Genomic DNA, 23,573 nt, shown 5'->3' with positions numbered 1-23,573 from the left:
TACAATTGAGTGCAGCGACAAAGAAAATCTGGCTCTAAAATTCACAGGACTTACCAAAGTGGGATGGTGCGTTACGCTATCGCTAACGCACCCTACATCTAGGCATCTGATGGGGCGGGTTTATTTGAGTTATATGATGTCCGTCAAATCACCCTTAATTAAAACTCAGATCGTCACCGCTTTCCTTTGTCACCGCGTCAGTCCTAACTATGGGTATTCAAGCGGACATGATATTATTTGTTGCTCTCAAAGGCGATCGGTAAAACCCGCCCCTACAGAAATATACAAGGAATTACCCAATTACCAATTAGCAATTAGCAATTAGCAATTAGCAATTAAGGATAAAGACCTCGGTCAGTGAGTGCTTGGGCGACGCGACCGACGCCGATGGTGTAAGCTGCTAGCCGTAGCGTTATCTGCCGCTGTTTCGATTGCTGGACGACTTTTTGATAGGCATTGACCATCAATTGTTCCATTTCGCGGTTGACGCGCTCTTCATCCCAAAATAGATAGGATAGACCCTGCACCCATTCGAGATAACTCACCACGACGCCGCCAGCATTTGCCAAGATATCTGGCAGAATGGTAACGCCTCGCGCCTCTAATGCTAGGTCTGCTGCTAAAGTTACCGGGCCATTTGCAGCTTCTACGACCATTTCTGCTTGCACGCGATCGCAATTTTCCTCGGTAATTTGATTTTCTAACGCAGCGGGAATCAAAACATCGCAGGGAAGCGCCAATAATTGGGCATTCGTAACGGGTAAGCTGCCAGGAAAACCAGCAAGACTTCTGCGATTCTGGGCATAATAGGCTTTTAATGCTGGAATGTCCAAACCTGCGGGGGAAAAGATGCCGCCGTGTGCATCAGAAACCGCTAAAATTTTAGCCCCAGCTTCTTGTAACAATAGCGCCGCCGCACCGCCGACATTTCCGAAACCTTGAATGACGACTTGTGCGCCTTTAACAGACTTGCCTTGTGTTGCCAGCGCCTCCCGTACAATAATCATCACGCCGCGTCCGGTCGCCATTTCCCTTCCCCTGGAACCCCCGATGGAAAGCGGTTTACCCGTTACGACTCCGGGTACGGCATGACCGACGTTCATTGAGTAAGTATCCATCATCCACGCCATTTCACGAGCGGATGTACCTACGTCTGGGGCGGGAATATCTACCTCAGGACCGATGTCTTTAATTAATTCGCTGGTGTAACGGCGGGTAATTCGCTCTAACTCGCCGACGCTGTAGTGCGTCGGATCGATGGCAATGCCGCCTTTGCCACCGCCGTAGGGAATGCCGAGCAATGCACATTTCCACGTCATTAACATTGCCAGCGCCGAAACTTCCCGCAGGGTTACAGATGGATGGTAACGAGTTCCACCTTTGTAGGGACCAAGTATGTCGCTGTGCTGTACTCGGTGTCCTACTAAAACTTGCACTTCGCCGTTATCGAGTTTGACCGGAATCGAAACGGTGATGGCTTTGCGCGGGTGGCTGAGAATTTCTATTACCCCTTGGTTGAGGTGTAATTCTTTCGCCGCCGCTTCCAGGTAGCTGCAAGCTTGGTCGAATGGGCAAATGTGGGCAGGTGAAGCGGTTTCAAGGGATGGCAATGACGATAAAACCATAGATACTCCTCGCGATCGCGTTCTTTTGACTAACTAGATGTATATCCGTAGCCTAACCCGCGATCCCGAAGAAATTCGGAATTTGGTAAATTTCGTTACATTTTTTTGGATTTAGTTGTGGTACAGCGACTCGCCGCTCTGCTGGAAGCCAGCGCTAAATGTAATACATCGGATTCTGCTGTCTGCGCTCGTCCCTGAGCTGGCATAAATCCTGGATAGTGTAACGGCTCAAAACCCCATGAGAGGCTTCGTTGGCTTGATACCAAATTTTATACAACACATCCTTTTCTAGGGTTGAAGTATCTGGCTGCTTTTTTTCCTTGCGATCGCCCTCCAAGCTGGCGATAACGTCTAACAAGGTGATCTGCCAAGGTTCGCGACTTAATACGTACCCACCTTTAGAGCCGCGATGGCTGTGGACTAAACCGCTCCGCCGCAAGCTGGTAAAAACTTGTTCCAGGTAGCGAGCGGGAATGGGTTGCTTGCTGACAATCTCGCTGATCGTCACAGGGGCAAATTTAGCCTGGTGGCTTGCCATTTCTATCAATGCCAAGAGGGCATATTCCACCTTAGAAGACAGCTCGAGGAAAAAGTAATCTTGGCTGTTAGGGTTTGCATTCAACATAGTAGGGTTTTGCGATAGGTTGGATGGATTTTATATCGCCTTAATCTTCAGTCGGGATGAGGTGTGATAATATCCATTAAAAGCATACTACACTAACTTGATCGATTTGTCGTAGATTGTGCTGCATAATTGCCCTAAATTGAACCAACTATGCTGCTAACCGATTTGCAAACAATATACGAGACCCAGCCGCCCGTAACTGGCTGGAAGTGTTGTTCTGCTACCCTGGGTTTCAGGCTTTGCTGTGGCATCGCGGGGCGCACTGGCTCTACAAAATGGGGATGCCATTTATACCTCGGTTGATTTCCCATGTGAGTCGGTTTTTGACCGGGATTGAGATTCACCCAGGGGCAAAGATTGGCAAGGTAGTGTTTATCGACCACGGGATGGGGGTTGTGATTGGAGAGACAGCAGTCGTGGGCGATTGCGCGTTGATTTACCAAGGGGTAACCCTGGGCGGGACGGGAAAGCAGACAGGTAAACGCCATCCGACATTAGGCAAAAGCGTCATCGTAGGAGCGGGTGCAAAGGTATTAGGAAATATCCAAATTGGGGATAATGTCCGGATCGGCGCAGCGTCGGTCGTGTTACGCGATATACCGAGCAACAGCACGGTAGTAGGCGTTCCCTTGCGCATTATTCGTCGCGACGAGTTGAAGGATAATACTTTGGGGCATAATAACCTGCCCGACGTAGAAGCAGAAGCGATTCGCGCTTTGTTTGAACGGGTGAAGGCTTTAGAACAGCAGGTCGAACAGTTACAAGGATCGCGTACCCAGATGAACGGACAAGACAGTCAAGAACTCGCCGTCAACCCTACGGGTATGACGGGAGCTGGCAAGAAAGCTCACACTTGACCAGATAATGGTTCTCGAAACCTACGTTATTTAGCTCATGAAACCTACAGATACGTGCCAGTTTGTAGCTCTTTCGTACAGTTTTAAACAGGCTTAACGAGTTAAACCAGTGAGCTGTACCTAACAAGGCCCAATAACATTGTCTAGGCAAACTTTACCAGCAATGAGAGGCTCAAAGTAATGCGAGTTTTCGTTCTAGACAAAAACCTAAAACCTCTTGACCCAACTCATCCAGCACGGGCGAGAGAATTACTCAAAAAAAGGAGGGCTAAAGTATTCAGACTGTATCCATTCACAGTTGTGATACAGGATAGAACGGTTGAAGATTCAGTGACTCACCAGCACAGACTCAAAATAGATCCAGGTTCCAAAACGAGCGGGGTTGCTGTTGTACAAGAAGAGACAGGACGTGTTACTTTCGCCCTAGAAATTTCTCACCGAGGACAGCAAGTCAAAGACTCTCTTGAGTCTCGGAGGGGATTAAGGAGAGGGCGGCGCAACCGGAAAACTCGTTACCGTAAGCCTCGTTTCCTCAATCGCACCCGTAGAGAGGGATGGTTGCCGCCTTCGTTTGAAAGTCGAGTTAGCAATATCGAAACCTGGGTAAGACGAATCAGAAAAGTCTGTCCAATTACCGCAATTTCTCAGGAGTTAGTCAGATTCGAAACTCAACAACTTCAGAACCCAGAGATTAGCGGGGTTGAATACCAGCACGGTGAGTTATACGGGTTTGAGGTTAAGGAATATTTGCTTACCAAATAAGGTAGAAAATGTGTCTACTGTAGTGCAGAAAACATCCCCCTGGAAATTGAGCATATCCTGGCAAAATCAAAGGGAGGTAGTAATCGTGTTAGTAACTTAACGTTGGCTTGTAGGAAGTGCAACGAAGCTAAAGGGAACAACCCCATTGAGCAGTTTCTCAAGAAAAAGCCTGAGCTTCTCAAGAAGATTTTGAGGCAAGCAAAAGCATCACTCAAGGACGCAGCAGCAGTCAATGCTACCCGATGGGAATTGTTCAGAAGACTTCAATCAACTGGATTACCTGTTGAAACAGGGACGGGAGGACGTACCAAGTTCAACCGTAAAACTAGAGGGATTGAGAAACATCATTGGACAGATGCAGCCTGTGTAGGTGCATCCACACCAGAAGGGTTATTACTGCGAGGAATTAAGCCGCTATTGGTGATAGCAAAAGGACATGGAACTCGCCAGCGATGCCGTCCTGATAAATACGGTTTCCCAAAAGCTCATGCTCCTTCGTCTAAGTTTTTTCAAGGCTTTCAGACAGGAGATATTGTTAAAGCCGATATTCCTTCAGGAAAGTTTGCAGGTAGCTATGTTGGTCGGATTGCTATTAGATTTCGTCCAAGTTTTGTTCTCCAGTTACCTGCTCAAAAGTTTGATGTTCACCCTAAATACTTAAGAACCGTACATCAGGCGGACGGCTATGAATACCGAACCTAGAGATAAGGATGCCTACCCTGGCAATTTGTTTACTGGCGGCAATTCCGCTCCCGCTAACCCTAACGGGTATAACGGGAGTCCCCTTGCCGCATCCTTGATGGCAAGATTAATAGCGATCGCGCGATTCAGGAATTTATCGACGGTGCTGGAATTTAAACAATAGATGCACCCTCTCGCTTCTGCTTGTGATATCAAGTCAGGGAATAAGCTGGAAAAATTTTGACATTCTTGGGTTGAACGTAGACGCGCCGATCCGGCTTTAGCTGGAGTTTCTGGAAGGCTTCGCGACTCAGGTATGCATTTACTTGCTGCCCCGACTCTAATACCAACTCAACCCTAATTTCCCAACCCAAGTAAATAATTCGCTCAATTTTAGCCGGTACGGTATTCGCGATCGCATTGGGCTGAATTAGAACATCGTGGGGACGCAAGAAAACTCGATCCGTCGGCGCGACTAAGCGATTGCTGGTGAGAATACCAGCGTTAGTGGGTAGAACATTTACTGGTCCAATAAAGCTCATCACAAAAGGCGTTGCCTGGTTGTCATAAATTTCTTTTGGAGTGCCGACTTGTTCGACTCTACCGTTGTTCATCACCACAATCTCATCCGCAACTTCCATTGCTTCTTCTTGATCGTGGGTAACAAATACGGTCGTTACCTGTACTTCATGGTGCAATTGTCGCAGCCAAAGCCGCAATTCTTTGCGGACTTTGGCATCCAACGCACCGAAAGGTTCATCAAGTAACAAAACTCTGGGTTGAACGGCTAAAGCCCTTGCTAGTGCTACCCGCTGGCGTTGACCGCCGGAAAGTTGGGAGGGGAAGCGATCGCCCAAACCCTGCAATTGCACCAACTCCAAAAGTTCCTCTACCCGATCTTGAATCAGGCTTTTGGTAGCTTTGCGGATTTCGAGGGCGAAGGCAATATTCTGCCTCACTGTCTGGTGTTTAAACAAAGCGTAATGCTGAAACACAAAACCAATATGGCGTTCCTGCACCGACTTTTTAGTCGCATTTTCCCCAATCAGCCAAATCTCACCCGCATCTGGCTCTTCTAACCCCGCAATCATCCGCAGTAACGTTGATTTTCCCGACCCTGAAGGCCCCAACAGCGCCACGAGGGAGCCTGTTTTAATCTGTAAACTCACCCGATCGATAGCGCGAAACGAGCCGAATTGTTTAGAAACATTCTCGACTGCAATACCCATAATCACCCTCGGCGAGAAACTGATATACTTAAAAATACGGTTCTTTGATCGACAATTCGTAGTTTCTTAAATGTCTTTGTATTCGCAATCTTCAAATCAATCCCGCCAGGCTCATTTGCGGCAGTTTAAAACCCGCTCGACGCTGCCCCTCTTGCCGAATAGTCTTTGGAAAATAGAAACAGGTGTTGTAAAAACTTTGACTTGGTTAGAAGACGGTTCGACTGTAATTTTGGGACTGTGGGGGCCGGGAGATATAGTCGGAAAAGCTTTGTCGCAAGTCGAACCCTACCAAATCGAGTGCCTGACTGGGGTAGAGGCAACAAATTTGCCTGTTTCCGAGTGGCATCCACTTACCTCGGTTCTGCTTAAGCACATCCAACAAGCTGAAGAATTAATGGTGATTCGCAGATATAAAAAAACCGATATCATGCTGGTTAAACTATTGACTTGGCTCGCTAAAAGATTCGGGCGCGAAATCGAGCAGGGACGGTTGATCGATCTGCGTCTAACCCATCAAGATATTGCAGAAATTTTGGGGTCAACGAGGGTAACAATCACTCGCACCCTGAGTCAACTCGAACAGCAAGGCTTTATCGAGCGTTTCTCTCTAAGTCGGCTTGTACTGCGCGAAGAAGATCTCTGGCATTACGAAATTTAAGTATATAACTCAAGCATACTGGCTAATGGCTAATGGCTAATGGCTAATCTCAAGCAAAATGCTATATTAACTAGCTCTCGGAATCAGCAATTAGCAATTAGCAATTAGCAATTAGCAACTTACGTTATATATAGTACATAGAATTTGACAGTTTGCCTTCATTGCGTTTGTCGCAGAGATTTTTTAAGGTATAACTGCCAAAGACAGCAATTACTGAATTTTCCGCTTCATGCCAAATTGCCTCGATCAGCAAGTTTTCTATATTTGAGCGCGTCCCTCCATCTGACTTTTCCTGGCGATCGATCCCTTCCAGACAAGCCACAATTTCCAATAGCGTAATGTTTTGGGGTTCTTTGGTCAAGCAATAACCGCCTCTAGCCCCCCTTTGACTGCGAACTAAACCACAGCGCCGTAAGCATATCAGCAGTTGCACTAAATAACCCTCTGGAATTGACCCAGCAGCAACAATTTGGTCAATTTGTAGAAACTCGCCTTGCTCGTAGTGGCTGGCTAGTTCCAGCAACGCTAACAAAGCATACCTCACTTTAGAAGACAGTTTGAGCATTTGAAGATGAACCCATACTTTGAGCAGCTACGGTTTCCCCATAGGTTTTATCGCGTTTATGAGACCGATCGCTTTACTCTGTGCTTTTCATCCCTCCATTCTTGGGTAACTAAAGCGCGGACGAAAGCCTTTGGCTTTCTTTCCCATTGCGCCGCTTGTCCTTGCCGCAGAAGGGTTTGGCAGGCAAGGACGAGAAACATACTCTGATTCGGTTATGATTAACTCTAGTATCCCGCTCAATTTACTGTATTTTAAACTCGTGCGGGGTCAATGTCAAATTTTGGAGGCGATTTTGTCACCAGATGCACTTTTGTGTATTAAGATACAGAATTTATGGAACACACCCCATAACCGCGTTCAAATTCCCATCGCCAAATCAGCCATGAGAAAAAATAAACCTATTAGCAAAGCAACTAAACTAACTGCGTTATTTGTATTGCTCGCGATTTTCTTCACGCCTTTTGTAATTGTTAATGCAGGGGAAAGAGGGGTGTTGATGCAGTTTGGTCAAGTGCAAGACCAAATACTAAGCGAAGGAATTCACTTAATTATTCCTGTTGTTCATACGGTCAAAAAATTGAGCGTCCGCGTGCAAAAGCAGGAAATATCGGCGTCAGCGTCGTCGAAGGATCTTCAGGAAGTTTTCACCGATGTGGCGCTTAACTGGCATATTATACCAGATGAAGCTAATGTTATTTATCAACAAATTGGAGATGAAAAAGAAGTTGTAGATCGAATTATCAACCCAGCGGTTGAAGAAATGCTAAAGGCAGTTATGGCAAAATACACGGCGGAAGAAATTATTACCAAACGGGGAGAAGTGAAAGCGGGGGTAGATAATACATTATCTACAAGATTGGCAAACTATCACATTGCGGTTGATGATATTTCCCTCGTCCACGTCCACTTCTCCCAGCGGTTTAGCGAAGCTGTGGAGGCGAAACAAATTGCGGAACAGGAGGCAAAACGAGCGGATTTTATAGCGCTGAAGGCAATAAAAAACGCAGAGGCTAAGGTAAATTTAGCCAAAGGAGAAGCAGAGGCACAAAGATTGGTGCGCGAAACTTTGACAACAGAAATATTGGCAAAGCAAGCGATAGAAAAATGGAAGGTAAATCTGCCTTTAATTGTGGGTAAAGAGAGTCCAAGGTTGTTGGACATCGGTGACTTGTTACAAGCTAATAGTAAGTAAATTGGGCGTTGCTAATTGCTAATTGCTAATTGCTAATATAGAATTATTCCCGATTTAGCTATTAGCCATTAGCAATTAGCTTTAAAGCGGTTGACCCGGTAGAGGAATCTGGATATTAATGCCGGACAATATGGCAGCTGTATCGATAATTTTAAACTGGATTAATGCTAAGATTACCAGCGTGTAGACGGTTGAGGAAGCGATACCTGTGAGTAAGTCTTTTTTAAAGTTACGCTCTTTGGGTATATTTTGAAAAATCTCCACCGCGCCGACTTGCATGAGGATAATTCCGGCGATGCACGAGATCCAGTATCCAGCGATCGCGCAAGGCAAAAATAAGTCCGGCGACACCCAACTACAGACGTACCCAAAGCCATAAGCAATCGGTAAATTAAAAAATATGTCATTCCACCAAGACAGGGGTGACAGCATAAATCCTAAGACTAAAAGGAATCCGCCGCGTATTTTTTTTAACGCCACGAGGGGAAAACCCTGGTTTGGCGTGGCTTCTTGACCAACTTTTTGGGCGCTTCTCACGTTAACTCCTAAATCTCGCTCAACTTACCGTATTTTATTTGACTTGATTTAAAGTATAATGCAGAAATAGAGTATTAGTCTAGGATTTAGAAAAACCTGACCCCCTAGCCCCCTTCCCTTGTAGGGAAGACTTAGATCTTGCACCTACCCGCTTACCCGCCTCTTAATCAATTCCCAGGCTGTAGAGACGTTACATGTAACAGGCTGTAGAGACGTTACATGTAACGTCTCTACAAGTCCACCTCATGGACTAAAACCTTTCTCCCGTCGTCTTTAGACGACAGTAGCTCTGAGCCAGGGGTTTAAACCCCTGGCGGGAGAAAATCGCCGGTGCAAGACGTGAGAAGAGGGAAAACTACAACCCTCTCCCGCGAGAAGAATTGTAGTGTTGGGTTTCGTCACCTCAACCCAACCTACTCCTACTCCTTTTGGTAGGGTGGGTGTAAAAAACACCCGGTTTTTGTATGTTCAGATCTTCGATAAAAAAACAAATTAATAACAGCTATAATTAAAATGAAGCAGATTTTAAATCAGATGACGATTTCCCAGTTAACTACTGTTTTTTTTAGCTCAGGTTTGGGGTTCCTGATAATTGCTGTATTGGGAAAAATCAAATTAGGCTTTGCTGAAATTAATCCTGGTTGTTTCGGACGAACTCTGGCGTTAATTCTCGGTATGTTTTGCTTAATAGGGGCGATTTTATTATCAGGAACGTTTCGGGTTGAAATAGTTAATTTTGTCAGAAGTTACTTGACTAAGGTGATGCAAGAATACATAGGTTTTATTCGCCTATGATAGAGAATGAGAAACCCGGTTTCTTAAACAATACATTCGCCTACGGCACGCTGCGCTTTCGCCAAAAAGCCGATACCCTAAAGGGTATTGCTATACAAACAAAGCCCGCAAGACAAGGGCTGAAATTCTAAAAGCCCTTGCCTTGCGGGCTTTGTTTGTGTAGCCCCATGCTTTAGCATGTGGGCATTTGAGAAAATTGGCGAGGGTATTGTTAAAGAAACCGGGTTTCTGGGTTGTTTCTGGAGAATTAACTAATAAGCTCCGACCAAGCCGTAAATCAGTTCAGACAGTACGAGCAAAGTCACTATAATATATACCCTGTCTCGCTGCCACAGGAAAGTTAACAGGGAAACTGCCACGCGAATAATTGGAGTAGCAATTAGCGTCAAAAGACCCAGTTGAATAATGCCACGGCGGCTGCCTGAGACAACCGCTGTCACGACGCCTTGTGGCGAGCGAAACTCGGAGGGGACGCCATGAAAAACTCGGTAGTTAGGGAGTTCGGCACCGTGGTGCATTAGATATAGGATACCGCCGATTAAAACGATCGCGCTGGCAATTATAACCCCATATTTTAGCAGGTTGCTGAGCAACTTTTCGAGAATCTGGTCGCTCGATGATTTCGTAATGTTGCGGTCGCATTCTACCTCGCCGTCTGGGTTTTGCTCTAACGGTAGCATTATCGCTTTAGCATCCGACCGTTTTAATGAACCTAGAAGAAAACCCGAATCGAATTTAATCATTTACTTATCGTTCCCCCAATTAGATTAGATGGTTATAAACCATCTTAAAAGCCATCAATACCAGTACGAGACTGAAAATAATTCTTAATACTTTAGTTTTAGCTCCGACTAAAACTCTTGCTCCCAACAAAGCACCAGGGAGTACTCCTAGCATTACTGGCATAGACAGTCCCGGATCGATGTAACCCCGTGCTAGGTAAACCCCCGCTGACGCTGCCGCTGTGACGCCGATAGTGAAATTGCTCGTAGTTGTGGAAACTTTGAACGGGACACGCATTGCTTGATCCATCGCGAGTACTTTAAATGCTCCCGAACCAATGCCGAGCAATCCGGAAATTACACCGGCGATCGCCATGACGCCAAACCCAGCCGGGACAGAATGAACTTGGTAAGGCATCAGTCCATTTGGAGTTGGGTAGGTGCTATTGAGTTTTAAATGAGTTGCCAGGGAGTTGGTTAACTCGCTTTCAGGGTATTCCGGTTTGGGTTGCTGTGACAAATATGCCGAATAAAGTAGAACAATAGCCAGCACGATAGTTAGCGCTTTAACAGAAACAAAAGTAGCGATCGTTGCTCCGAATATCGCGCCAATTGTTGTTGCGACTTCTAAAAACATTCCGAGTCGCAAATTGGTGAAGCCTTTTTTAATGTAGGTAGATGCCGCACCGGAAGAAGTCGCGATTACGGACACTAGGGAAGCACCAATCGCATATCGGATATCAACTCCAAATACCGAAGTTAATAAGGGAACAATCACGACTCCACCGCCTAACCCGGTGAGCGATCCGAGAAAGCCTGCGGCAAACGATCCAATCCAAACTAGCAAAGTAAATTCCAGGATATTCAAGTTTTATACCTCTTTTATGGTTGAGGGAGAAGGGCAAAAGAAGTGGAAGTGAGCAGGTGGGCGGGTGTGCGGGTGTGCAGGTGAGTATTTAACTTGCTCGCTGGCGTAGAAACTATCCCAAAAACGTCAAATCTCTCACAAGAGCCCCCCTGCACCCCCGCCCCTCTGCCCAGGTGTCCTATGTCCAAGCAAGGCTTACACGGGCAGTTATGAAACTAACAAGACCGCTTTCTATTAGGATAAAAGCACCCAATCCAATCAAGATTACAGGCACGAGATTATGCCCGTAGCGAGTTAGTAGCTGCGCCAGATCTCTCAGGTGGGTTAATTTGTAGGCGGCGAAGCACAAAATACCCACTAGAGTAAAGAATACACCCAATATTATTAACAGATTTTGCCAAGAACTGTTGGCAAATAACGGTACGTAGATGCTAATGTTGTCGCTACCGTTGGCAAAGGTTACACCTGCAACGCTTAAGGTTTGCAGGTTTAAGAAATGGGCAAGGAACGAGCGATATGCCGACCGCACGCGCAAGGGAGGCACTGCTTTATTTCTGGTATAACTTCCTCCGACTCATCTGAGTCCCGATTCAGCAAGTTATTGATCCCGATAGGGATTGGGACGAAACCAAATAGTCCAATCCAAGGGTGGGGTACAATTAAACCGCCAAAAAAACCGGGAAGACTAGCCAGAATCAGTGCGCCCAAACCCAGGTACTGACCAGCAACGATGTGCCAGCGGCGGAAAGTTGCATTAACCTGTGAGAAAAACAGCGTCAGGATAACGATATCATCGATGTTGGTGGCACCGAATGCCGTTACCCCCGTGCTAATTGCAGTTACGAATCCGCTCATTTTTATTTTGCCCTATTTTGATGCTGTTGTTGTATGTCTTTTTGTTTACTCGCTTGCTTTAGCAAGAGACGTGCATGAACTAAGTTCACAACCAAGGATAAAATCCATCTCACCTGCCGAAGAAGCCCACCTGCTCACCTGCTATTTTCAAGACAGAGGTATAAAGTTAAGGGATGTTGCGATCGCGCTCATCTGGAGTGAATCTGATCAACTCCTTGCTGCATCACCGCCACAATTCTGGGAGAACGAACCCGTTTGATCGCAAACCATCCACAAGTAACGGTTATGTAAAGCAAAAACAGGTATGGGAAAAGATTATAAGGAGCCTCTGGAGGCGGAAACAGGGTGCTACCGGGAATGCCCACGCTACCCAAAATCGGGATTGTCATAAATCCAATTGCTAAAATAGAGAACGCCAGATCTTGCTGTCGGAGTTTTCTTATTTTGTGCAGGTAAACTGCAGCGGCAACAGAAATCATGACGTACACGGTTAAAAATCCGTAGCTACAGATTGCTCCTAAATAACCCATGCTCTCGAATAGTTTGATGTTAAATAGGCACATCACCGCCGGGACGATAAATGTAATCAGCGAACACATCGTTATGGCAACGTGGGGTGTTTTGTTGGATATAGCAGTTTGTGAGTTGGTGGAATACAGCCCTTGGACGCAAGGCAAGTGTAGCGGCAGCATTAATGCTGCCGCTACACTTGCCTTGCGTCCGCCTTCGCGGACTATTAACTTATGCAAAATATAAAGTGTATTCTATCAAGTCACAATCCGCTATAAATGCGCTGCACCCAGTTTGGAGTGAAATAAACCGTGACGTGCCATTAAGAAAAACACTCTAGCTGCTGGATTAATCGTGCCTAAAATACAAGCGAAAAAGCTAAACAAAGCACCAAATCCGACTAACTCACCTAACCAAGCCATTCCTACTTGTTGGGATAGGAAACCCAAAGGTTCTTCAGTATGGGTAATATCCGCGCCAGTTGCTTTAAAACCGAGTACCTCAATGTATGTTGTGGAGATAAAAAATAGACCCGCCAGGATAGCGCTACCGATGACGGCTTTGGGAATTGTTTTTAATGGTTTTTTGGCTTCGTCGCCCAAACTTGTGGCACTTTCAAAGCCAGAGAAAGCAAACATTACCAGCACCAATCCCGTCGCCACGCTACCCGGAGTTACGCCTTGTAGGGTTAATTGGGGCAGATCGAGAGCGAAGCCGCAGGAAGCCCAGATAATTAGGCACAAGATTGCGATCGCAACAATCGACGCACCTTCGAGCCACAACATTGCGATCGCTGAAAGTTGGATATCTTTATAAGCTGCATACCACGCAATTGATGCACCTATAGCTAACAGCGTAATACTCGAAGGATGGATGCCCAAATGACCGATTAATGTCCCGCTGAAGTTAGCAAAACCGCACAGCACTGCCATCCCGGTAAACAAATAAGCCAGCACCAAACTCCAGCCGCAAATTACACCAGCCGTCGGCCCCAGTCCTTTGACAATGTATGAATAGAGCGAACCTGGAGAAGCCGATCTACTGGCAAATTGGTTAATATTGATACTGACAAAAACTAGCCCGAACAAGCCGATGAAAAAGCTTAAACAAGTGCCGTTTCCTGAAAGAGCAACTATTAATCCGATATTCGATGCTGGTATTGTTGTAGGTGCAATTACGGCAAAAGATTGTGCTAAAACTTCCCCGAAGTCAAGGCAGTTTGGCTTTAAGCCGTGGACACTCCGATGCGATTGAACTTCCTGTTTCATTTTGCGATCGTTTAGGTGTTTACTGGCACGTGGAGCTGTTGTATTATAGGGGTTTGCTTCTAACTCAAACCCTAAGCTATTCCTCTCAATAGCTATAAATCTATCTACTGACAGATGTGCCCGTAGTTAGTTTTGTGTCTATCTATGCATGGTCATGCTAAAGCATTCAACTTTAAAAATCAAGTGCGATATCGAATAATTTCCTGATTTTTTATCAGGGCTTAATCTACTGTAAGTAGAGCCAAATACTAAGATATTTTGTTAATCGATATAGGTCAAAATTGGAGAGCATCAATAACAGTAATTTGAGCGGAATAGTTAAGAAGATGTCTATTAAGTTGAGCGGAATACTAAACAAACAACAAAGGGAAACTGTAAGCAGCTAGCGGCGAGAGATTCAGGCAATATTTACAAAATTTATGATTGAAACATTGGTAAGGTGTTGACAATACCTTACGCAAGTCATCAGATGCAATTTGTGAAAATTGGGAATAAAGTATGCAAGCGTTGAAATATATTTTGCTCGCTTTAGTGTTGCTGGTGAATCTAGCGATCGCGCCACCTTCATTAGCGGACAAGCCGAAATATACAAAGAATCCCGACTAGATTGAGGTGAGTCAAGCTTTGAATAGTCTAAAAGCGGACGGCAAAACAGCTTCATCCCAAGAAGTCCAGAAGAAAATCGATGAGTTGGAGTTTCAAAAATATACTTTAGAGTCGGGAATAAACTGGGGGCAATGTCGAAATGAAACCGGAAAGACACTAGCTGTTTACGGTTCAAAACCCGATGTTAAGGACTATCCCTATGAAACTGGAATTTATTTTTTAGCCGATGGTAAGACAACTAAAAATAAATGGGATTGTCAGGGAATTTATCTGCCAATCGATATTAAAGCAGTCGGTTTAATGCCAGACGGTCAAAATCAAGAATTGGCGGGTGCTGTTGCTATCAAAATTCCTGATGGCAGTAAGTTAGTTGTTAAAAATAATACCGATACTGGGGAAGTTGAATTTAATATGCCCGGTACTAAAGTTTTAAAAGCCGATGAAGCAAACTGGTTTGTTCCCAAGGTGTCCCAGGAAGTACTGGATACGCGCGTGACTAATGCTCCTAGTAATTAGGATGCTAAACTAAGAAACCCGGTTTCTTTAAAAAAACCGGGTTTCTTAAATCATATCAAATCCTTAGGCATCGGAATGATCGGCCTTTCTTGGTAATTGGTAATTGGTAATTGCTAATTGCTCGCTTGCCCCTACAGGTAGTAATTCCGATGCCTAAGGAAACGATATCAGTTAATAGACGGGTCAAAAATATTGGGACGGGCAGGATGCCCATCCCACAAGAAGAGACATTTTTTCTTGTGGGGTAGGGGACGGGCAGGATGCCCATCCCACAAGAAGAGACATTTTTTCTTGTGGGGTAGGGGACGGGCAGGATGCCCATCCCACAAGAAGAGACATTTTTTCTTGTGGGGTAGGCGTCCCGCCTGCCCACAAATTAAATGGGAAAAGACTTTTGCAATAAGTCTAATTTTTGCCTACTTAGATGCTTCATCAGGCGTTAGTGAAGTTTCGCTCCCCGTCTGGTTATTTAATGCGTTGGCTTTAACTAAACCGGGTTTTAAAATCAAACTAACTCCAATTGCCCAAGCTACCGATACCATCCAGCCTGCTAGAATATCGCTGGGAAAATGAACTCCCAAATATAACCGCGTCCAAGCAATTCCCACGACGAACAAGCTACCAACAGTCGCAATTAACCAGCACCAAGCGGTTCCCCAAGTTAAAATTACCAAAGCCATAACTAACGTCATGCTCATCGTTGCGTGACCGCTGGGAAATGCGTAATCAATTTCTGGTGCGGGTGAGTCCCACAGGTGCGGACGCACTCGATGCATAAATTCTTTTGCAGCGCGATTAATTATCAAGCTTCCCCACACTGTGGCGATTAAATATGCGCTGCGTCGCCATTGTTTGCAAAGCAACAACACTAAGGCGATTAAACTAACAACAGGAATTATAATTTTAGACGAGGCAAACTTTGTCAGCGTTGCTGCAAAAATATCCAGTTGCGCCTGTGTTGTTGTGTGAATCGAGAGCAGAATTGGCACATCCCACGGGAAGCCGCCTTGATTCTGCCATACTTTGACTGCAAGGATTTCAAATACCTGCAATGGTAAGTAAATTCCGATTAATAGCAGCAGCAGCGTCAGCCAATGAGCAACAAGTAGCCGCTTAAAAAAGTTGAGGAAGGACAAAAAAATATTCCCGCTGTCAGATTGCAACATAAGTCATTTAAGGTTTCATCTGTTCGGCGTAAGCAACTCCAATAACCTATTATTTTATGGGAAAACCCCAGCGCGATACCGGGGATTACTGGCTTTGGGGATGCATATAGCGGATTTCAAATGGGTGAGGGAAAGCCTTACGGCTTTGTTTGTCAAGCGGCAGCATTAATGCTGCGCGCTTGACAAACAAAGCCGTACCTCATACGGCTGCAAACCGCTGTATGGGTGTGTGAGATCGCTTCCACTTGCAAATACTCAAAACCTGTAAGCCTGACAGGCAGCTTTATTGGGTTATTTTTGTATCATTCAATACCCTCGCTCTTGACACTTACTGATCGTTTAAGATAAACTACGGTAAGTTAATCGAGATAACGGAATTTACAGGGAAAGCTGCAAAAGCGTTAACGATTTTCCTGTTCAAGCCGGACAAGTGACTGCTAAACTCTCATAAAAAGATCCAAGAGTAGCGGTTCAAAATTCATCTATCTAATCTAATCTAAGGTTGTAAGGTGTGACAAGATCATGAATTACGTATTGCTACCGATATTGAGCTTTTTTGTCGGCATCATTGTTGGTTTGACGGGAATTGGCGGCGCGTCTCTCATCACCCCGATGTTGATTTTTATCTTTCAAGTTCCCGCTTCAGTTGCTGTTAGTTCAGATGTCGTATCTGCCACGTTAATGAAAGTTATCGGCGGCGTCAAACACTGGCAGCAAAAAACTCTTGACCAGCAAGCAGTTAAATGGTTGGCATTGGGAAGCGTTCCCGGTTCCCTCGGAGGGGTGGGAATTTTGCACCTGCTCAAGCATTCTTCCGAGCTTAACATAAATTCCATGCTGCTGCACTTACTTGGGGTAATGATTATGTTAGTAACCTTATTCGCACTAACTCAATTGTTGCTGTTGACTTTTTTCCCCAAGTTACAGTTACCCTCACTGCCTAAGTTTGATTTAGAAACCAAGTGTGGTCGCATTCTGGCAATAAGCGTGGGAGCGGTTTTAGGTTGTTTGGTGGGATTAACTAGCGTTTCCTCCGGTTCGATGTTTGCCCTCGTGTTAATTGGCTTTTTCCAACTGGATGCGCGTAAATTAGTCGGTACAGATATTTCACAAGCTGGTATTTTATTACTATTTACTTCCCTCGGACACCTCAGCCTTGGGACGGTTAATTGGAGTCTGGTATTGCCAATATGGTTAGGTTCAGTACCAGGGGTGTTAATCGGTGCTAAACTTTGTCAGATGGCTCCTCAACGTCCTCTGAGGTTTGTTGTTTACAGCATCTTGATGATGGTGAGTTGGAAGTTAGTTTATCAAGTATGAGGTAATTGGTAATTGGTAATTGGTAATTGCTAATTGCTAATTGCTAATTGCTAATGGGAAAAAATTATTTTCCTAGCAGGCTGAATGTACCTCTTTCGTACATGATGAATAAACCCAAACCAATTAATACAAAAGGGACAACTTTTTTACCCACGCGGCTTAAAACGTAAGCGATGGTAGGTTGACGGGTTAATAGGTAAGCAACGACACACCAAACCCCTACCATGAAAAAAAATACGCTGAGGATTACGAGCAAACCAATCGGGGTTTTCCCGGCAAATAACGGGATATAGATACTGATATTGTCACCCCCATTAGCAATTGTTACGGCTGCTACTTGATAAGTTTGGGGACTGAGTACACTCAATAAAAAAGACTTTATAGATCGGTTTGATGAGGATTGAGTAAAATCGCTGCTTATCGTCTGAATTTCTGTTGTTTCTTGTTCTCTTGTCACCAGTTGCTTGATGCCAATTGCTATCGGTAGCAGTCCCAGCAATCCAATCCATTCTCGCGAGACTACCAAGCCACCAAAAAACCCTGGTAAGCTGGCAATAACGAGCAAGATAAAACCCAAGTATTGGCCTACAATGATATGTCGGCGACGAAAATTAATATCTATCTGCGAAAAAAATAGCAGCAAGATAATGATGTCGTCGATATTGGTGGCAGTAAAGGCAATTATTGCTTCCGCGATCGCTGTGGCAAGTTGACTCACGCTCGATTACTGGAGAAGATGATTGTAGATCTCAATTTTATGTCACGTTTGCCAGCAAATGAGTGGGTTAGCAGAAGCAATTATTACAGCGGTAACGGCGTTCGTTGCCACGAATATCGACGATTTGGTGATTCTGCTGCTGTTTTTTTCTGCGGTGAATGCTACGTTTCGCGTTCGCCATATCTTGATTGGTCAGTATTTAGGTTTTAGCGCATTAGTCATTGCTAGTCTTCCCGGGTTCTTTGGCGGTTTAATTTTACCCCATAGGTGGATTGGATTGCTTGGCTTAATTCCTATCGCTATTGGTTTAAGTTGCTTAATCAATCGGGAAGATAGCTTGGAGGAAGTAGAAGCAGAAACAAATTTATCTGAAGATTCTGCGATCGCCAGTTGGCTTTCTCCCCAAGTATACAGCGTAGCAGCTATTACAATTGCTAATGGAAGTGACAATATAAGCGTTTACGTGCCGTTGTTTGCTAATAGTAGTTTGGTTAGTCTTATTTTAATTGTAAGTGGATTTTTCCTGCTAGTTGGAGTTTGGTGCTATTTGGCTTATAAGTTAACCAATCGGCAAGCGATCGCTTCTATCCTCACTCGTTACGGTAATGCGCTCGCTCTCCTAGTTATAATTATTTTGGGTGCTATTATTGTATTGGAAAGTCAAGCGTTAACCCCAATCAAGCTAGTTGCTAGTAGTATCTGTTTGATGATTTTGGTTGACGATCGATCGCCTGAAGAATCCAACTGATATCATCTCCGATTGGGCTGCGGGGCATAGCGGTTTGCCGCCTTCTCTTGTACACCGAAAGTTTGTGTAGCGGCTGCCATTTTTGCTGCCGCTACACAAACTTTGCCTTAAGGCTTTCCTACGCAAACACCAAAGTTTCTATGAAAAATCGTCGAGCAAGGAACTAGAGATATGCCGACCGCACGCACTCGCGTTCGCTGCCAAGTTACTTTGGTGATAGGTCGCCCAAGCGTAAGTCCTGACCTTAACAACTTATATCGTTGACCGTTGCATCGGCATTAAGACCTGTAGGGTCAATTAGCCATTAGCAATTAGCAAGCGAGCAATTACCAATTACCAAGAAAGGCCGATCATTCCGATGCAACCGGATTTGATATTACCTTCTATTTAAGGCAGTCTGAATTTGGTCAAATACCGCCCCATCAGCAAAGAATCTTGTTTGCGTTCCATTCCAGCCTCCTAAACTATCGACGGTAAACAAATTGTTAATCCGGGGAAAGTTTCGGCTAAATTCTGAAGCAACCGCCGCGTTAACGGGTCGAAAACCAACCTTAGCAAATTCCCGTTGAGCTTCAGGAGTGTAAAGGTATCTCACAAAAGCCTCTGCGATTCGAAGAGTTCCATGTTTGTCTACATTTTTATCGACCACAGCTACCGGGGTGTCGATGGAAATATTTACCGGGGGAATAATGAAGGGTTCTGTTTCACCCTGCTGTCTCGCTAAGAGAACTTCATTTTCATAGTTAATCAGTACATCGCCTTGATTTTGCTTGAAGAAAACATCTGAAGCTTCGCGAGCATCTCTGGGAAGAATTGGCACATTTCGATAAACTTGGTTGACAAAGTTACGCGCCGCTTGTTCGTTTCCTCCGTTTCTCACTACAGAACCCCATAAAGCTAGGAAATTCCAACGAGCCACACCAGAAGTTTTGGGATTAGCTGTAATGACGCTAACGCCATTTCTGGCTAAATCTGACCAGCCTTGAATTCGTTTCGGATTTCCAGGTCTTGTGACCAAAGCCACAACTGATTTAGCCACAATTGAATTACTTGGAAGTTCTCGTTCCCAACCCGGTTGAATTAAACCAGCTTGTTGGATGCGATTGGTATCGAAAGCCAGCGCCAGGTGTACTACATCTGCTTCCAAACCACTTATAACCGCCCGAGTTTGAGTCCCAGAACCGCCATAACTTTAATTGAACTTGACATTCTGACCGTTATTTTCTTGTTTCCACTTTGCCACAAAGTTTGGAATAATCCGGTCGTAGGCGGCTTTGGTAACTGCAAAGGAAACCAAGGTTAGTTCAGCATCTCTGGGTCGCTGCTGGCTTCTGACTGGCTGAGGAACTAACCAAATCAATCCCAAAGTCACAGCCAAAAATAACGTAAAAATTCTGAAACTAGAAGATTTGATCGACTTCGCTAACTTTTTAAGAAAAGCTGGTAAACCGATGCTTATTTTTGAGGACAGCCACGGCGACTTCCTCAAACGACGAAACCACATAGATAAATATTCCTCCTGTTTGAATCTCCGGTGAAATAGTAGGATATGTTGCTTAGTAGGTAGACATCAAAACTCTATGCTTTTCCCTCCCCTTCGTTCTAAAAAAAACAAAGGGCGAGCCGAAAAATCCTGGGTTGACAGTCGCGAGATTGACGCATCACCTTTGTTTTTGGCCCCGCGTGCGTAAGTCCTGGAGGTAAAACATTTGTGTGTGTATATCTATCTACCTACTTGTTAACTTGTACGACAGATAGGACTCGACTCTGTTATGAGTCAGCCTTGAAGTTGCTAATTTATCCATTAATTTAGCAACGGTTAAAAATGGTGTATGTCATCAACTATACGACAAACATCTTTATCTCGATCGATAAACAGGAGTTTTGATTTCTATCCGCGATTATCTATGAAAAACTAATCTCAACAATGCCAGCCATCTCCATCAGGATTCGCCTTCCCCATAACTTTGATATTTAAAGATTGCAGATAAGTCAAACCGCTACAAATTTGTGGCGGTGTTCCCCTCAGTTCCAGGTCAAAACATCCCTGCAAACCCGTATTTTTTCCCAGTTTGGCTCCAGTAATATTGACAATTAAGCCATGCTCTCTAATCAGCCGGGAAATTACAGGTTCTTGCTGGTAACACGGGGGAATCTCCAGGCGCAGGCGAATTTGAGTGACGCTGCTTTGAGACACTGGCGAAACAACTGTTAGTTTCACTCCTGTTGTCAAGGAACGGTAATTTATTGCTTCCATTTATTTAATCGAGAATTTTCATTTCTGACCCAGTAGCTAAGGCAAATTTTTGCTAATCTACGGTACAATGGTAGGAATACAGTACTATAACTATATGAATGAGATTGCCACAAAAAACCTAAAAATACAAGGGGTGAATATACTTAATTTACGTTTGATATATTGCCAGTTCGTATTTGACAAATAGATTTATATAAATATTGATTAATTTGATAGCAAAATCCCGGTTTCTTAGAGAAACCGGGATTTTTAAGCATAGCCATTTTCAGTTTAGTTAGTTGGGGTTATGAACGGCGATCGCTTAGGCGAACTTTGCAGAATGGGTATCGTTTACAGAAGATTGCAACTCGATGAGGTAAAGCCTTAAGGCTTGGTTTTTGTAGCGGCAGCATTAATGCTGCCGCTATTGCATTCCAAGCGCCCTATGAATAGGGCTGCTTTCCCGCTGTAACACCTTCACCACCCATCGGTTTCAGCGTCGTTCCATATTTCCAGATCTAACTCGTTGAGATAGTCCAGACTTCTCCGAATATTTGCAATTGTTCCCCGTAATTCTAGATCGAACCAACCATCGCCATTGGCATTGCCTCCCAATATTGCGGCGGTAATATTCACCGTCAAGTTGTAGTCAGATATCAAGCGAGAAATCACCGGATCTTGGTGATATTGCTTGGGAATTCTAATCCTGATTCGTTTCTGCGTCAGTCGATTGTCATCAGTTGTAGAAGCTTGCATGTCTATTTCTCCTGTTTAATACGGGTTTTTCGTTCCAAAATTTCTTTCAACACCAGCGTTACTACTGCAAGCAAAGCTAACAAAACAGCAGCCGAGTAAGCGGCTTCGGTTTCATACTGTTTGTAAGCATCTTCCACGAACAAAGGTAAGCTTTGAGTTTTCCCAGCAATGTTGCCAGAAACTACCGAAACCGCACCAAATTCACCCATTGCCCTCGCATTAGTTAAAATCAAGCCGTAAAGCAAACCCCAGCGAATATTGGGCAGGGTGACGCGCCAAAAAATCTGCCAATCTTTTGCCCCTAAAGTTTTAGCTGCTTCTTCTTGATCGGTGCCGATTTCTTCTAAAACGGGAATAACTTCGCGGGCAACAAATGGCATACTAACAAATGCCGTTGCTAACACCATTCCTGGAAAGGCAAAGATAACTTTGAGATTGTGTTCCTGTAACCAAGGACCAAACCAACCGTTACTTCCGTAAAGCAAAACAAGCATCAATCCTGCCACTACTGGGGAGATAGAAAAAGGCAGGTCGATAATACTTAAAATGAAAGCACGACCGGGGAATTTACGCCTTGCGATCGCCCACGCTGCACAGAGTCCAAAAACCGTATTCAGCGGCAGGGCGATCGCAGCTAGCATCACCGTTAGCTTGACTGCGTGGAGAAAGTCGGGTTTGGTTAAGTTGGAGAAAAATGGCCCCACTCCCTTTTTAAACGCTTGGTAAAAGACGTTAAAGGCAGGAATGTAGAGAACTAGGGCTAAGTAGGCGATCGCTACCCCAATCAAAACCACCGGCACCCAATTTGCCTGCTTTTTGATATTTCTAGTCTGACGAGGCAGGTTATTAGATACTTCCAAATTAGCCATAACGTCTTCCCCAAGCTTGTAAGAGATTAATTCCTAACAGCATCACCAATGAAATTCCCAACAGTACGATGCCAATTACCGTTGCACCCGAATAGTCATACTGTTCTAATCGCTGGAAAATTAACACGGGTGCAATCAAATCTTTAAACGGTGTATTGGAAGCTATAATCACAGTCGATCCATATTCCCCAACTGCGCGGGAGAAACCCAACGCCACCCCGGTTAAAATCGATGGAAATAGCGGTGGTAAAATCACTCGCCAAAAGGTTTGCCATCCCGAAGCACCCAAACACCAGGCAGCTTCTTCAATGTCTTTTTCCATTTCTTGAAGCACTGGTTGTACCGTCCGGATGATAAAAGGTAGGGATATAAATATCATCGCTACCCCGACGCCTAACCGGGTAAAAGATATTTTAATTCCCAGTGGTGCGAACAGCGAACCAATCCAACCATTATCGCTATAAACTGTTGCCAAGGTTAACCCAGCAACTGCGGTTGGCAATGCAAATGGTAAATCTACCGAAGCATCAACAAATCGCTTCAAGGGAAAGTCGTACCGGACTAAAACCCAGGCAATTAAAGTGCCAAAAACTCCATTAATTGCAGCCGCCATTAACGAGGTAGTAAACGTAACATCGTAGGTAGCAAGTGCAATCGGACTGGTAGCAATTCTCCAAAATTCGGCAGGAGTTTCAGTACTCGCTTTAGCAAACATTGCTACTACTGGGACAAGTAACATTACCGTGAGATATCCCAGGGTAATTCGCCAAGTCCAGGGAAGCTGGACTATCGAACGCCATAACCTTTGAACGACTGAAGTATTTTGAGATCTCAGTTGTGGTGGAGAAGAAATTGCCATAAAAATCAGAATGTGTTCATTTTCAGTTTT

At 44.7% G+C, this 23,573-nt stretch carries 27 protein-coding genes and 2 pseudogenes; 10 read left to right on the top strand and 19 right to left on the bottom strand.

Annotated elements, in window-relative coordinates; translation table 11 throughout:
- The first annotated feature begins 109 nt into the window (after positions 1–109).
- A complete protein-coding gene (locus MiSe_RS04680) occupies positions 110–325 on the top strand; it encodes a hypothetical protein (RefSeq protein WP_226575383.1) in 216 nt (71 codons plus the stop codon).
- 10 nt (positions 326–335) lie between these two features.
- On the opposite strand, the gene MiSe_RS04675 is transcribed toward MiSe_RS04680, so the two are convergent.
- On the bottom strand, positions 336–1,625 hold the full coding sequence (locus MiSe_RS04675) for a Glu/Leu/Phe/Val family dehydrogenase (RefSeq protein WP_226575381.1): 1,290 nt from the start codon (positions 1,623–1,625) through the stop codon (positions 336–338).
- A 154-nt stretch (positions 1,626–1,779) separates the two neighbouring features.
- Positions 1,780–2,250 carry an RrF2 family transcriptional regulator gene (locus tag MiSe_RS04670; protein ID WP_226575379.1) on the bottom strand — a complete coding sequence of 157 codons (471 nt, stop codon included), beginning with the start codon at positions 2,248–2,250 and terminating at the stop codon, positions 1,780–1,782.
- A 209-nt stretch (positions 2,251–2,459) separates the two neighbouring features.
- Here MiSe_RS04670 and cysE point away from each other — a divergent pair, with 209 nt between their 5' ends.
- From cysE to MiSe_RS04655, 3 genes and pseudogenes are all read left to right on the top strand, one after another.
- On the top strand, positions 2,460–3,107 hold the full coding sequence (gene cysE, locus MiSe_RS04665; RefSeq protein ID WP_264196327.1) for a serine O-acetyltransferase: 648 nt from the start codon (positions 2,460–2,462) through the stop codon (positions 3,105–3,107).
- A gap of 180 nt (positions 3,108–3,287) precedes the next feature.
- A pseudogene (iscB, locus tag MiSe_RS04660) lies at positions 3,288–4,571 on the top strand (RNA-guided endonuclease IscB).
- Entirely contained in the window at positions 4,555–4,734 is a 180-nt protein-coding gene (locus MiSe_RS04655; protein ID WP_226575377.1) for a hypothetical protein, read from the top strand. The pseudogene iscB and the gene MiSe_RS04655 overlap by 17 nt, the downstream one beginning before the upstream one ends.
- A gap of 28 nt (positions 4,735–4,762) precedes the next feature.
- Here MiSe_RS04655 and MiSe_RS04650 read toward each other — a convergent pair whose 3' ends face one another.
- Positions 4,763–5,779 (bottom strand): sulfate/molybdate ABC transporter ATP-binding protein, encoded by a 1,017-nt coding sequence (locus MiSe_RS04650; RefSeq protein WP_226575375.1) that lies wholly within the window; start codon positions 5,777–5,779, stop codon positions 4,763–4,765.
- Positions 5,780–5,849: 70 nt separating this feature from the next.
- Between MiSe_RS04650 and MiSe_RS04645 the strand changes: the two genes are divergently transcribed.
- A complete protein-coding gene (locus tag MiSe_RS04645; RefSeq protein WP_226575368.1) occupies positions 5,850–6,437 on the top strand; it encodes a Crp/Fnr family transcriptional regulator in 588 nt (195 codons plus the stop codon).
- Positions 6,438–6,561: 124 nt separating this feature from the next.
- Here the strand turns inward: MiSe_RS04645 and MiSe_RS04640 are convergent, their stop codons facing one another.
- Positions 6,562–7,002: an RrF2 family transcriptional regulator gene (locus MiSe_RS04640; protein ID WP_226575366.1), complete on the bottom strand. Its 441-nt coding sequence runs from the start codon at positions 7,000–7,002 to the stop codon at positions 6,562–6,564.
- 382 nt (positions 7,003–7,384) lie between these two features.
- On the opposite strand from MiSe_RS04640, the gene MiSe_RS04635 reads away from it, so the two are divergent.
- A complete protein-coding gene (locus tag MiSe_RS04635; RefSeq protein ID WP_226575448.1) occupies positions 7,385–8,194 on the top strand; it encodes a prohibitin family protein in 810 nt (269 codons plus the stop codon).
- A gap of 81 nt (positions 8,195–8,275) precedes the next feature.
- Here the strand turns inward: MiSe_RS04635 and MiSe_RS04630 are convergent, their stop codons facing one another.
- On the bottom strand, positions 8,276–8,731 hold the full coding sequence (locus MiSe_RS04630) for a DUF7980 family protein (protein ID WP_226575364.1): 456 nt from the start codon (positions 8,729–8,731) through the stop codon (positions 8,276–8,278).
- Between the two features lie 513 nt (positions 8,732–9,244).
- On the opposite strand from MiSe_RS04630, the gene MiSe_RS04625 reads away from it, so the two are divergent.
- Complete coding sequence (locus MiSe_RS04625) at positions 9,245–9,526, top strand: hypothetical protein (protein WP_226575362.1); 282 nt, start codon at positions 9,245–9,247, stop codon at positions 9,524–9,526.
- 251 nt (positions 9,527–9,777) lie between these two features.
- On the opposite strand, the gene MiSe_RS04620 is transcribed toward MiSe_RS04625, so the two are convergent.
- The 6 genes from MiSe_RS04620 to MiSe_RS04600 all read right to left on the bottom strand — a co-directional run bounded on the left by MiSe_RS04620 (position 9,778) and on the right by MiSe_RS04600 (position 13,749).
- Positions 9,778–10,269, bottom strand: a complete 492-nt coding sequence (locus tag MiSe_RS04620) for a DUF1634 domain-containing protein (RefSeq protein ID WP_226575360.1) — start codon at positions 10,267–10,269, stop codon at positions 9,778–9,780.
- 19 nt (positions 10,270–10,288) lie between these two features.
- Positions 10,289–11,116, bottom strand: coding sequence for a sulfite exporter TauE/SafE family protein (locus MiSe_RS04615; protein ID WP_226575359.1), 828 nt, complete (start codon positions 11,114–11,116; stop codon positions 10,289–10,291).
- Positions 11,117–11,294: 178 nt separating this feature from the next.
- Entirely contained in the window at positions 11,295–11,660 is a 366-nt protein-coding gene (locus MiSe_RS50770) for a cadmium resistance transporter (RefSeq protein WP_264196326.1), read from the bottom strand.
- Positions 11,606–11,971: a cadmium resistance transporter gene (locus MiSe_RS50765; RefSeq protein ID WP_264196325.1), complete on the bottom strand. Its 366-nt coding sequence runs from the start codon at positions 11,969–11,971 to the stop codon at positions 11,606–11,608. The genes MiSe_RS50770 and MiSe_RS50765 overlap by 55 nt, the downstream gene beginning before the upstream one ends.
- Before the next feature lie 188 nt (positions 11,972–12,159).
- Positions 12,160–12,720, bottom strand: coding sequence for a hypothetical protein (locus MiSe_RS04605; RefSeq protein WP_226575357.1), 561 nt, complete (start codon positions 12,718–12,720; stop codon positions 12,160–12,162).
- A gap of 33 nt (positions 12,721–12,753) precedes the next feature.
- Positions 12,754–13,749: an APC family permease gene (locus tag MiSe_RS04600; protein ID WP_226575355.1), complete on the bottom strand. Its 996-nt coding sequence runs from the start codon at positions 13,747–13,749 to the stop codon at positions 12,754–12,756.
- 624 nt (positions 13,750–14,373) lie between these two features.
- On the opposite strand from MiSe_RS04600, the gene MiSe_RS04595 reads away from it, so the two are divergent.
- Entirely contained in the window at positions 14,374–14,871 is a 498-nt protein-coding gene (locus tag MiSe_RS04595) for a hypothetical protein (protein ID WP_226575353.1), read from the top strand.
- 167 nt (positions 14,872–15,038) lie between these two features.
- Here MiSe_RS04595 and MiSe_RS04590 read toward each other — a convergent pair whose 3' ends face one another.
- The gene (locus MiSe_RS04590; protein WP_226575352.1) at positions 15,039–15,200 is read right to left on the bottom strand and encodes a hypothetical protein; all 162 of its coding nucleotides are present in this window, start codon (positions 15,198–15,200) and stop codon (positions 15,039–15,041) included.
- 87 nt (positions 15,201–15,287) lie between these two features.
- Positions 15,288–16,037: a phosphatase PAP2 family protein gene (locus MiSe_RS04585; RefSeq protein ID WP_226575344.1), complete on the bottom strand. Its 750-nt coding sequence runs from the start codon at positions 16,035–16,037 to the stop codon at positions 15,288–15,290.
- Positions 16,038–16,559: 522 nt separating this feature from the next.
- Here MiSe_RS04585 and MiSe_RS04580 point away from each other — a divergent pair.
- A complete protein-coding gene (locus MiSe_RS04580) occupies positions 16,560–17,357 on the top strand; it encodes a sulfite exporter TauE/SafE family protein (RefSeq protein ID WP_226575343.1) in 798 nt (265 codons plus the stop codon).
- A 64-nt stretch (positions 17,358–17,421) separates the two neighbouring features.
- Here MiSe_RS04580 and MiSe_RS04575 read toward each other — a convergent pair whose 3' ends face one another.
- Positions 17,422–18,075, bottom strand: a complete 654-nt coding sequence (locus MiSe_RS04575; protein ID WP_226575341.1) for a cadmium resistance transporter — start codon at positions 18,073–18,075, stop codon at positions 17,422–17,424.
- Between the two features lie 58 nt (positions 18,076–18,133).
- Here MiSe_RS04575 and MiSe_RS04570 point away from each other — a divergent pair, with 58 nt between their 5' ends.
- Complete coding sequence (locus tag MiSe_RS04570; protein WP_226575339.1) at positions 18,134–18,823, top strand: cadmium resistance transporter; 690 nt, start codon at positions 18,134–18,136, stop codon at positions 18,821–18,823.
- A 376-nt stretch (positions 18,824–19,199) separates the two neighbouring features.
- On the opposite strand, the pseudogene MiSe_RS04565 reads toward MiSe_RS04570, so the two are convergent.
- The 5 genes and pseudogenes from MiSe_RS04565 to cysT all read right to left on the bottom strand — a co-directional run bounded on the left by MiSe_RS04565 (position 19,200) and on the right by cysT (position 23,543).
- Positions 19,200–20,327: pseudogene (locus tag MiSe_RS04565) on the bottom strand (sulfate ABC transporter substrate-binding protein).
- Positions 20,328–20,744: 417 nt separating this feature from the next.
- Positions 20,745–21,080 carry an NIL domain-containing protein gene (locus tag MiSe_RS04560; RefSeq protein ID WP_226575337.1) on the bottom strand — a complete coding sequence of 112 codons (336 nt, stop codon included), beginning with the start codon at positions 21,078–21,080 and terminating at the stop codon, positions 20,745–20,747.
- Positions 21,081–21,536: 456 nt separating this feature from the next.
- Positions 21,537–21,815 (bottom strand): NIL domain-containing protein, encoded by a 279-nt coding sequence (locus tag MiSe_RS04555; RefSeq protein WP_226575335.1) that lies wholly within the window; start codon positions 21,813–21,815, stop codon positions 21,537–21,539.
- Between the two features lie 2 nt (positions 21,816–21,817).
- The gene (gene cysW, locus MiSe_RS04550; protein WP_226575327.1) at positions 21,818–22,684 is read right to left on the bottom strand and encodes a sulfate ABC transporter permease subunit CysW; all 867 of its coding nucleotides are present in this window, start codon (positions 22,682–22,684) and stop codon (positions 21,818–21,820) included.
- The gene (cysT, locus tag MiSe_RS04545; RefSeq protein ID WP_226575446.1) at positions 22,677–23,543 is read right to left on the bottom strand and encodes a sulfate ABC transporter permease subunit CysT; all 867 of its coding nucleotides are present in this window, start codon (positions 23,541–23,543) and stop codon (positions 22,677–22,679) included. The genes cysW and cysT overlap by 8 nt, the downstream gene beginning before the upstream one ends.
- Between the last annotated feature and the right edge of the window lie 30 nt (positions 23,544–23,573).

Source organism: Microseira wollei NIES-4236 (assembly GCF_020521235.1).
Classification (GTDB): domain Bacteria; phylum Cyanobacteriota; class Cyanobacteriia; order Cyanobacteriales; family Aerosakkonemataceae; genus Microseira; species Microseira wollei.
This window is presented reverse-complemented; position numbering and strand designations above follow the sequence as displayed.

Bases quoted from the DNA above. Each gene is read 5' to 3' on its own strand.
- cysT (WP_226575446.1), bottom strand. From the start codon at position 23,543: ATGGCAATTTCTTCTCCACCACAACTGAGATCTCAAAATACTTCAGTC.
- MiSe_RS04560 (WP_226575337.1), bottom strand. From the start codon at position 21,080: ATGGAAGCAATAAATTACCGTTCCTTGACAACAGGAGTGAAACTAACA.
- MiSe_RS04635 (WP_226575448.1), top strand. From the start codon at position 7,385: ATGAGAAAAAATAAACCTATTAGCAAAGCAACTAAACTAACTGCGTTA.
- cysW (WP_226575327.1), bottom strand. From the start codon at position 22,684: ATGGCTAATTTGGAAGTATCTAATAACCTGCCTCGTCAGACTAGAAAT.
- MiSe_RS04600 (WP_226575355.1), bottom strand. From the start codon at position 13,749: ATGAAACAGGAAGTTCAATCGCATCGGAGTGTCCACGGCTTAAAGCCA.
- MiSe_RS04650 (WP_226575375.1), bottom strand. From the start codon at position 5,779: ATGGGTATTGCAGTCGAGAATGTTTCTAAACAATTCGGCTCGTTTCGC.
- MiSe_RS04680 (WP_226575383.1), top strand. From the start codon at position 110: ATGGGGCGGGTTTATTTGAGTTATATGATGTCCGTCAAATCACCCTTA.
- MiSe_RS04625 (WP_226575362.1), top strand. From the start codon at position 9,245: ATGAAGCAGATTTTAAATCAGATGACGATTTCCCAGTTAACTACTGTT.
- MiSe_RS04670 (WP_226575379.1), bottom strand. From the start codon at position 2,250: ATGTTGAATGCAAACCCTAACAGCCAAGATTACTTTTTCCTCGAGCTG.
- MiSe_RS04645 (WP_226575368.1), top strand. From the start codon at position 5,850: ATGTCTTTGTATTCGCAATCTTCAAATCAATCCCGCCAGGCTCATTTG.
- MiSe_RS04675 (WP_226575381.1), bottom strand. From the start codon at position 1,625: ATGGTTTTATCGTCATTGCCATCCCTTGAAACCGCTTCACCTGCCCAC.
- MiSe_RS04640 (WP_226575366.1), bottom strand. From the start codon at position 7,002: ATGCTCAAACTGTCTTCTAAAGTGAGGTATGCTTTGTTAGCGTTGCTG.
- MiSe_RS04580 (WP_226575343.1), top strand. From the start codon at position 16,560: ATGAATTACGTATTGCTACCGATATTGAGCTTTTTTGTCGGCATCATT.
- MiSe_RS04570 (WP_226575339.1), top strand. From the start codon at position 18,134: ATGAGTGGGTTAGCAGAAGCAATTATTACAGCGGTAACGGCGTTCGTT.
- MiSe_RS04655 (WP_226575377.1), top strand. From the start codon at position 4,555: ATGAATACCGAACCTAGAGATAAGGATGCCTACCCTGGCAATTTGTTT.
- MiSe_RS50765 (WP_264196325.1), bottom strand. From the start codon at position 11,971: ATGAGCGGATTCGTAACTGCAATTAGCACGGGGGTAACGGCATTCGGT.
- MiSe_RS04585 (WP_226575344.1), bottom strand. From the start codon at position 16,037: ATGTTGCAATCTGACAGCGGGAATATTTTTTTGTCCTTCCTCAACTTT.
- MiSe_RS04555 (WP_226575335.1), bottom strand. From the start codon at position 21,815: ATGCAAGCTTCTACAACTGATGACAATCGACTGACGCAGAAACGAATC.
- MiSe_RS04620 (WP_226575360.1), bottom strand. From the start codon at position 10,269: ATGATTAAATTCGATTCGGGTTTTCTTCTAGGTTCATTAAAACGGTCG.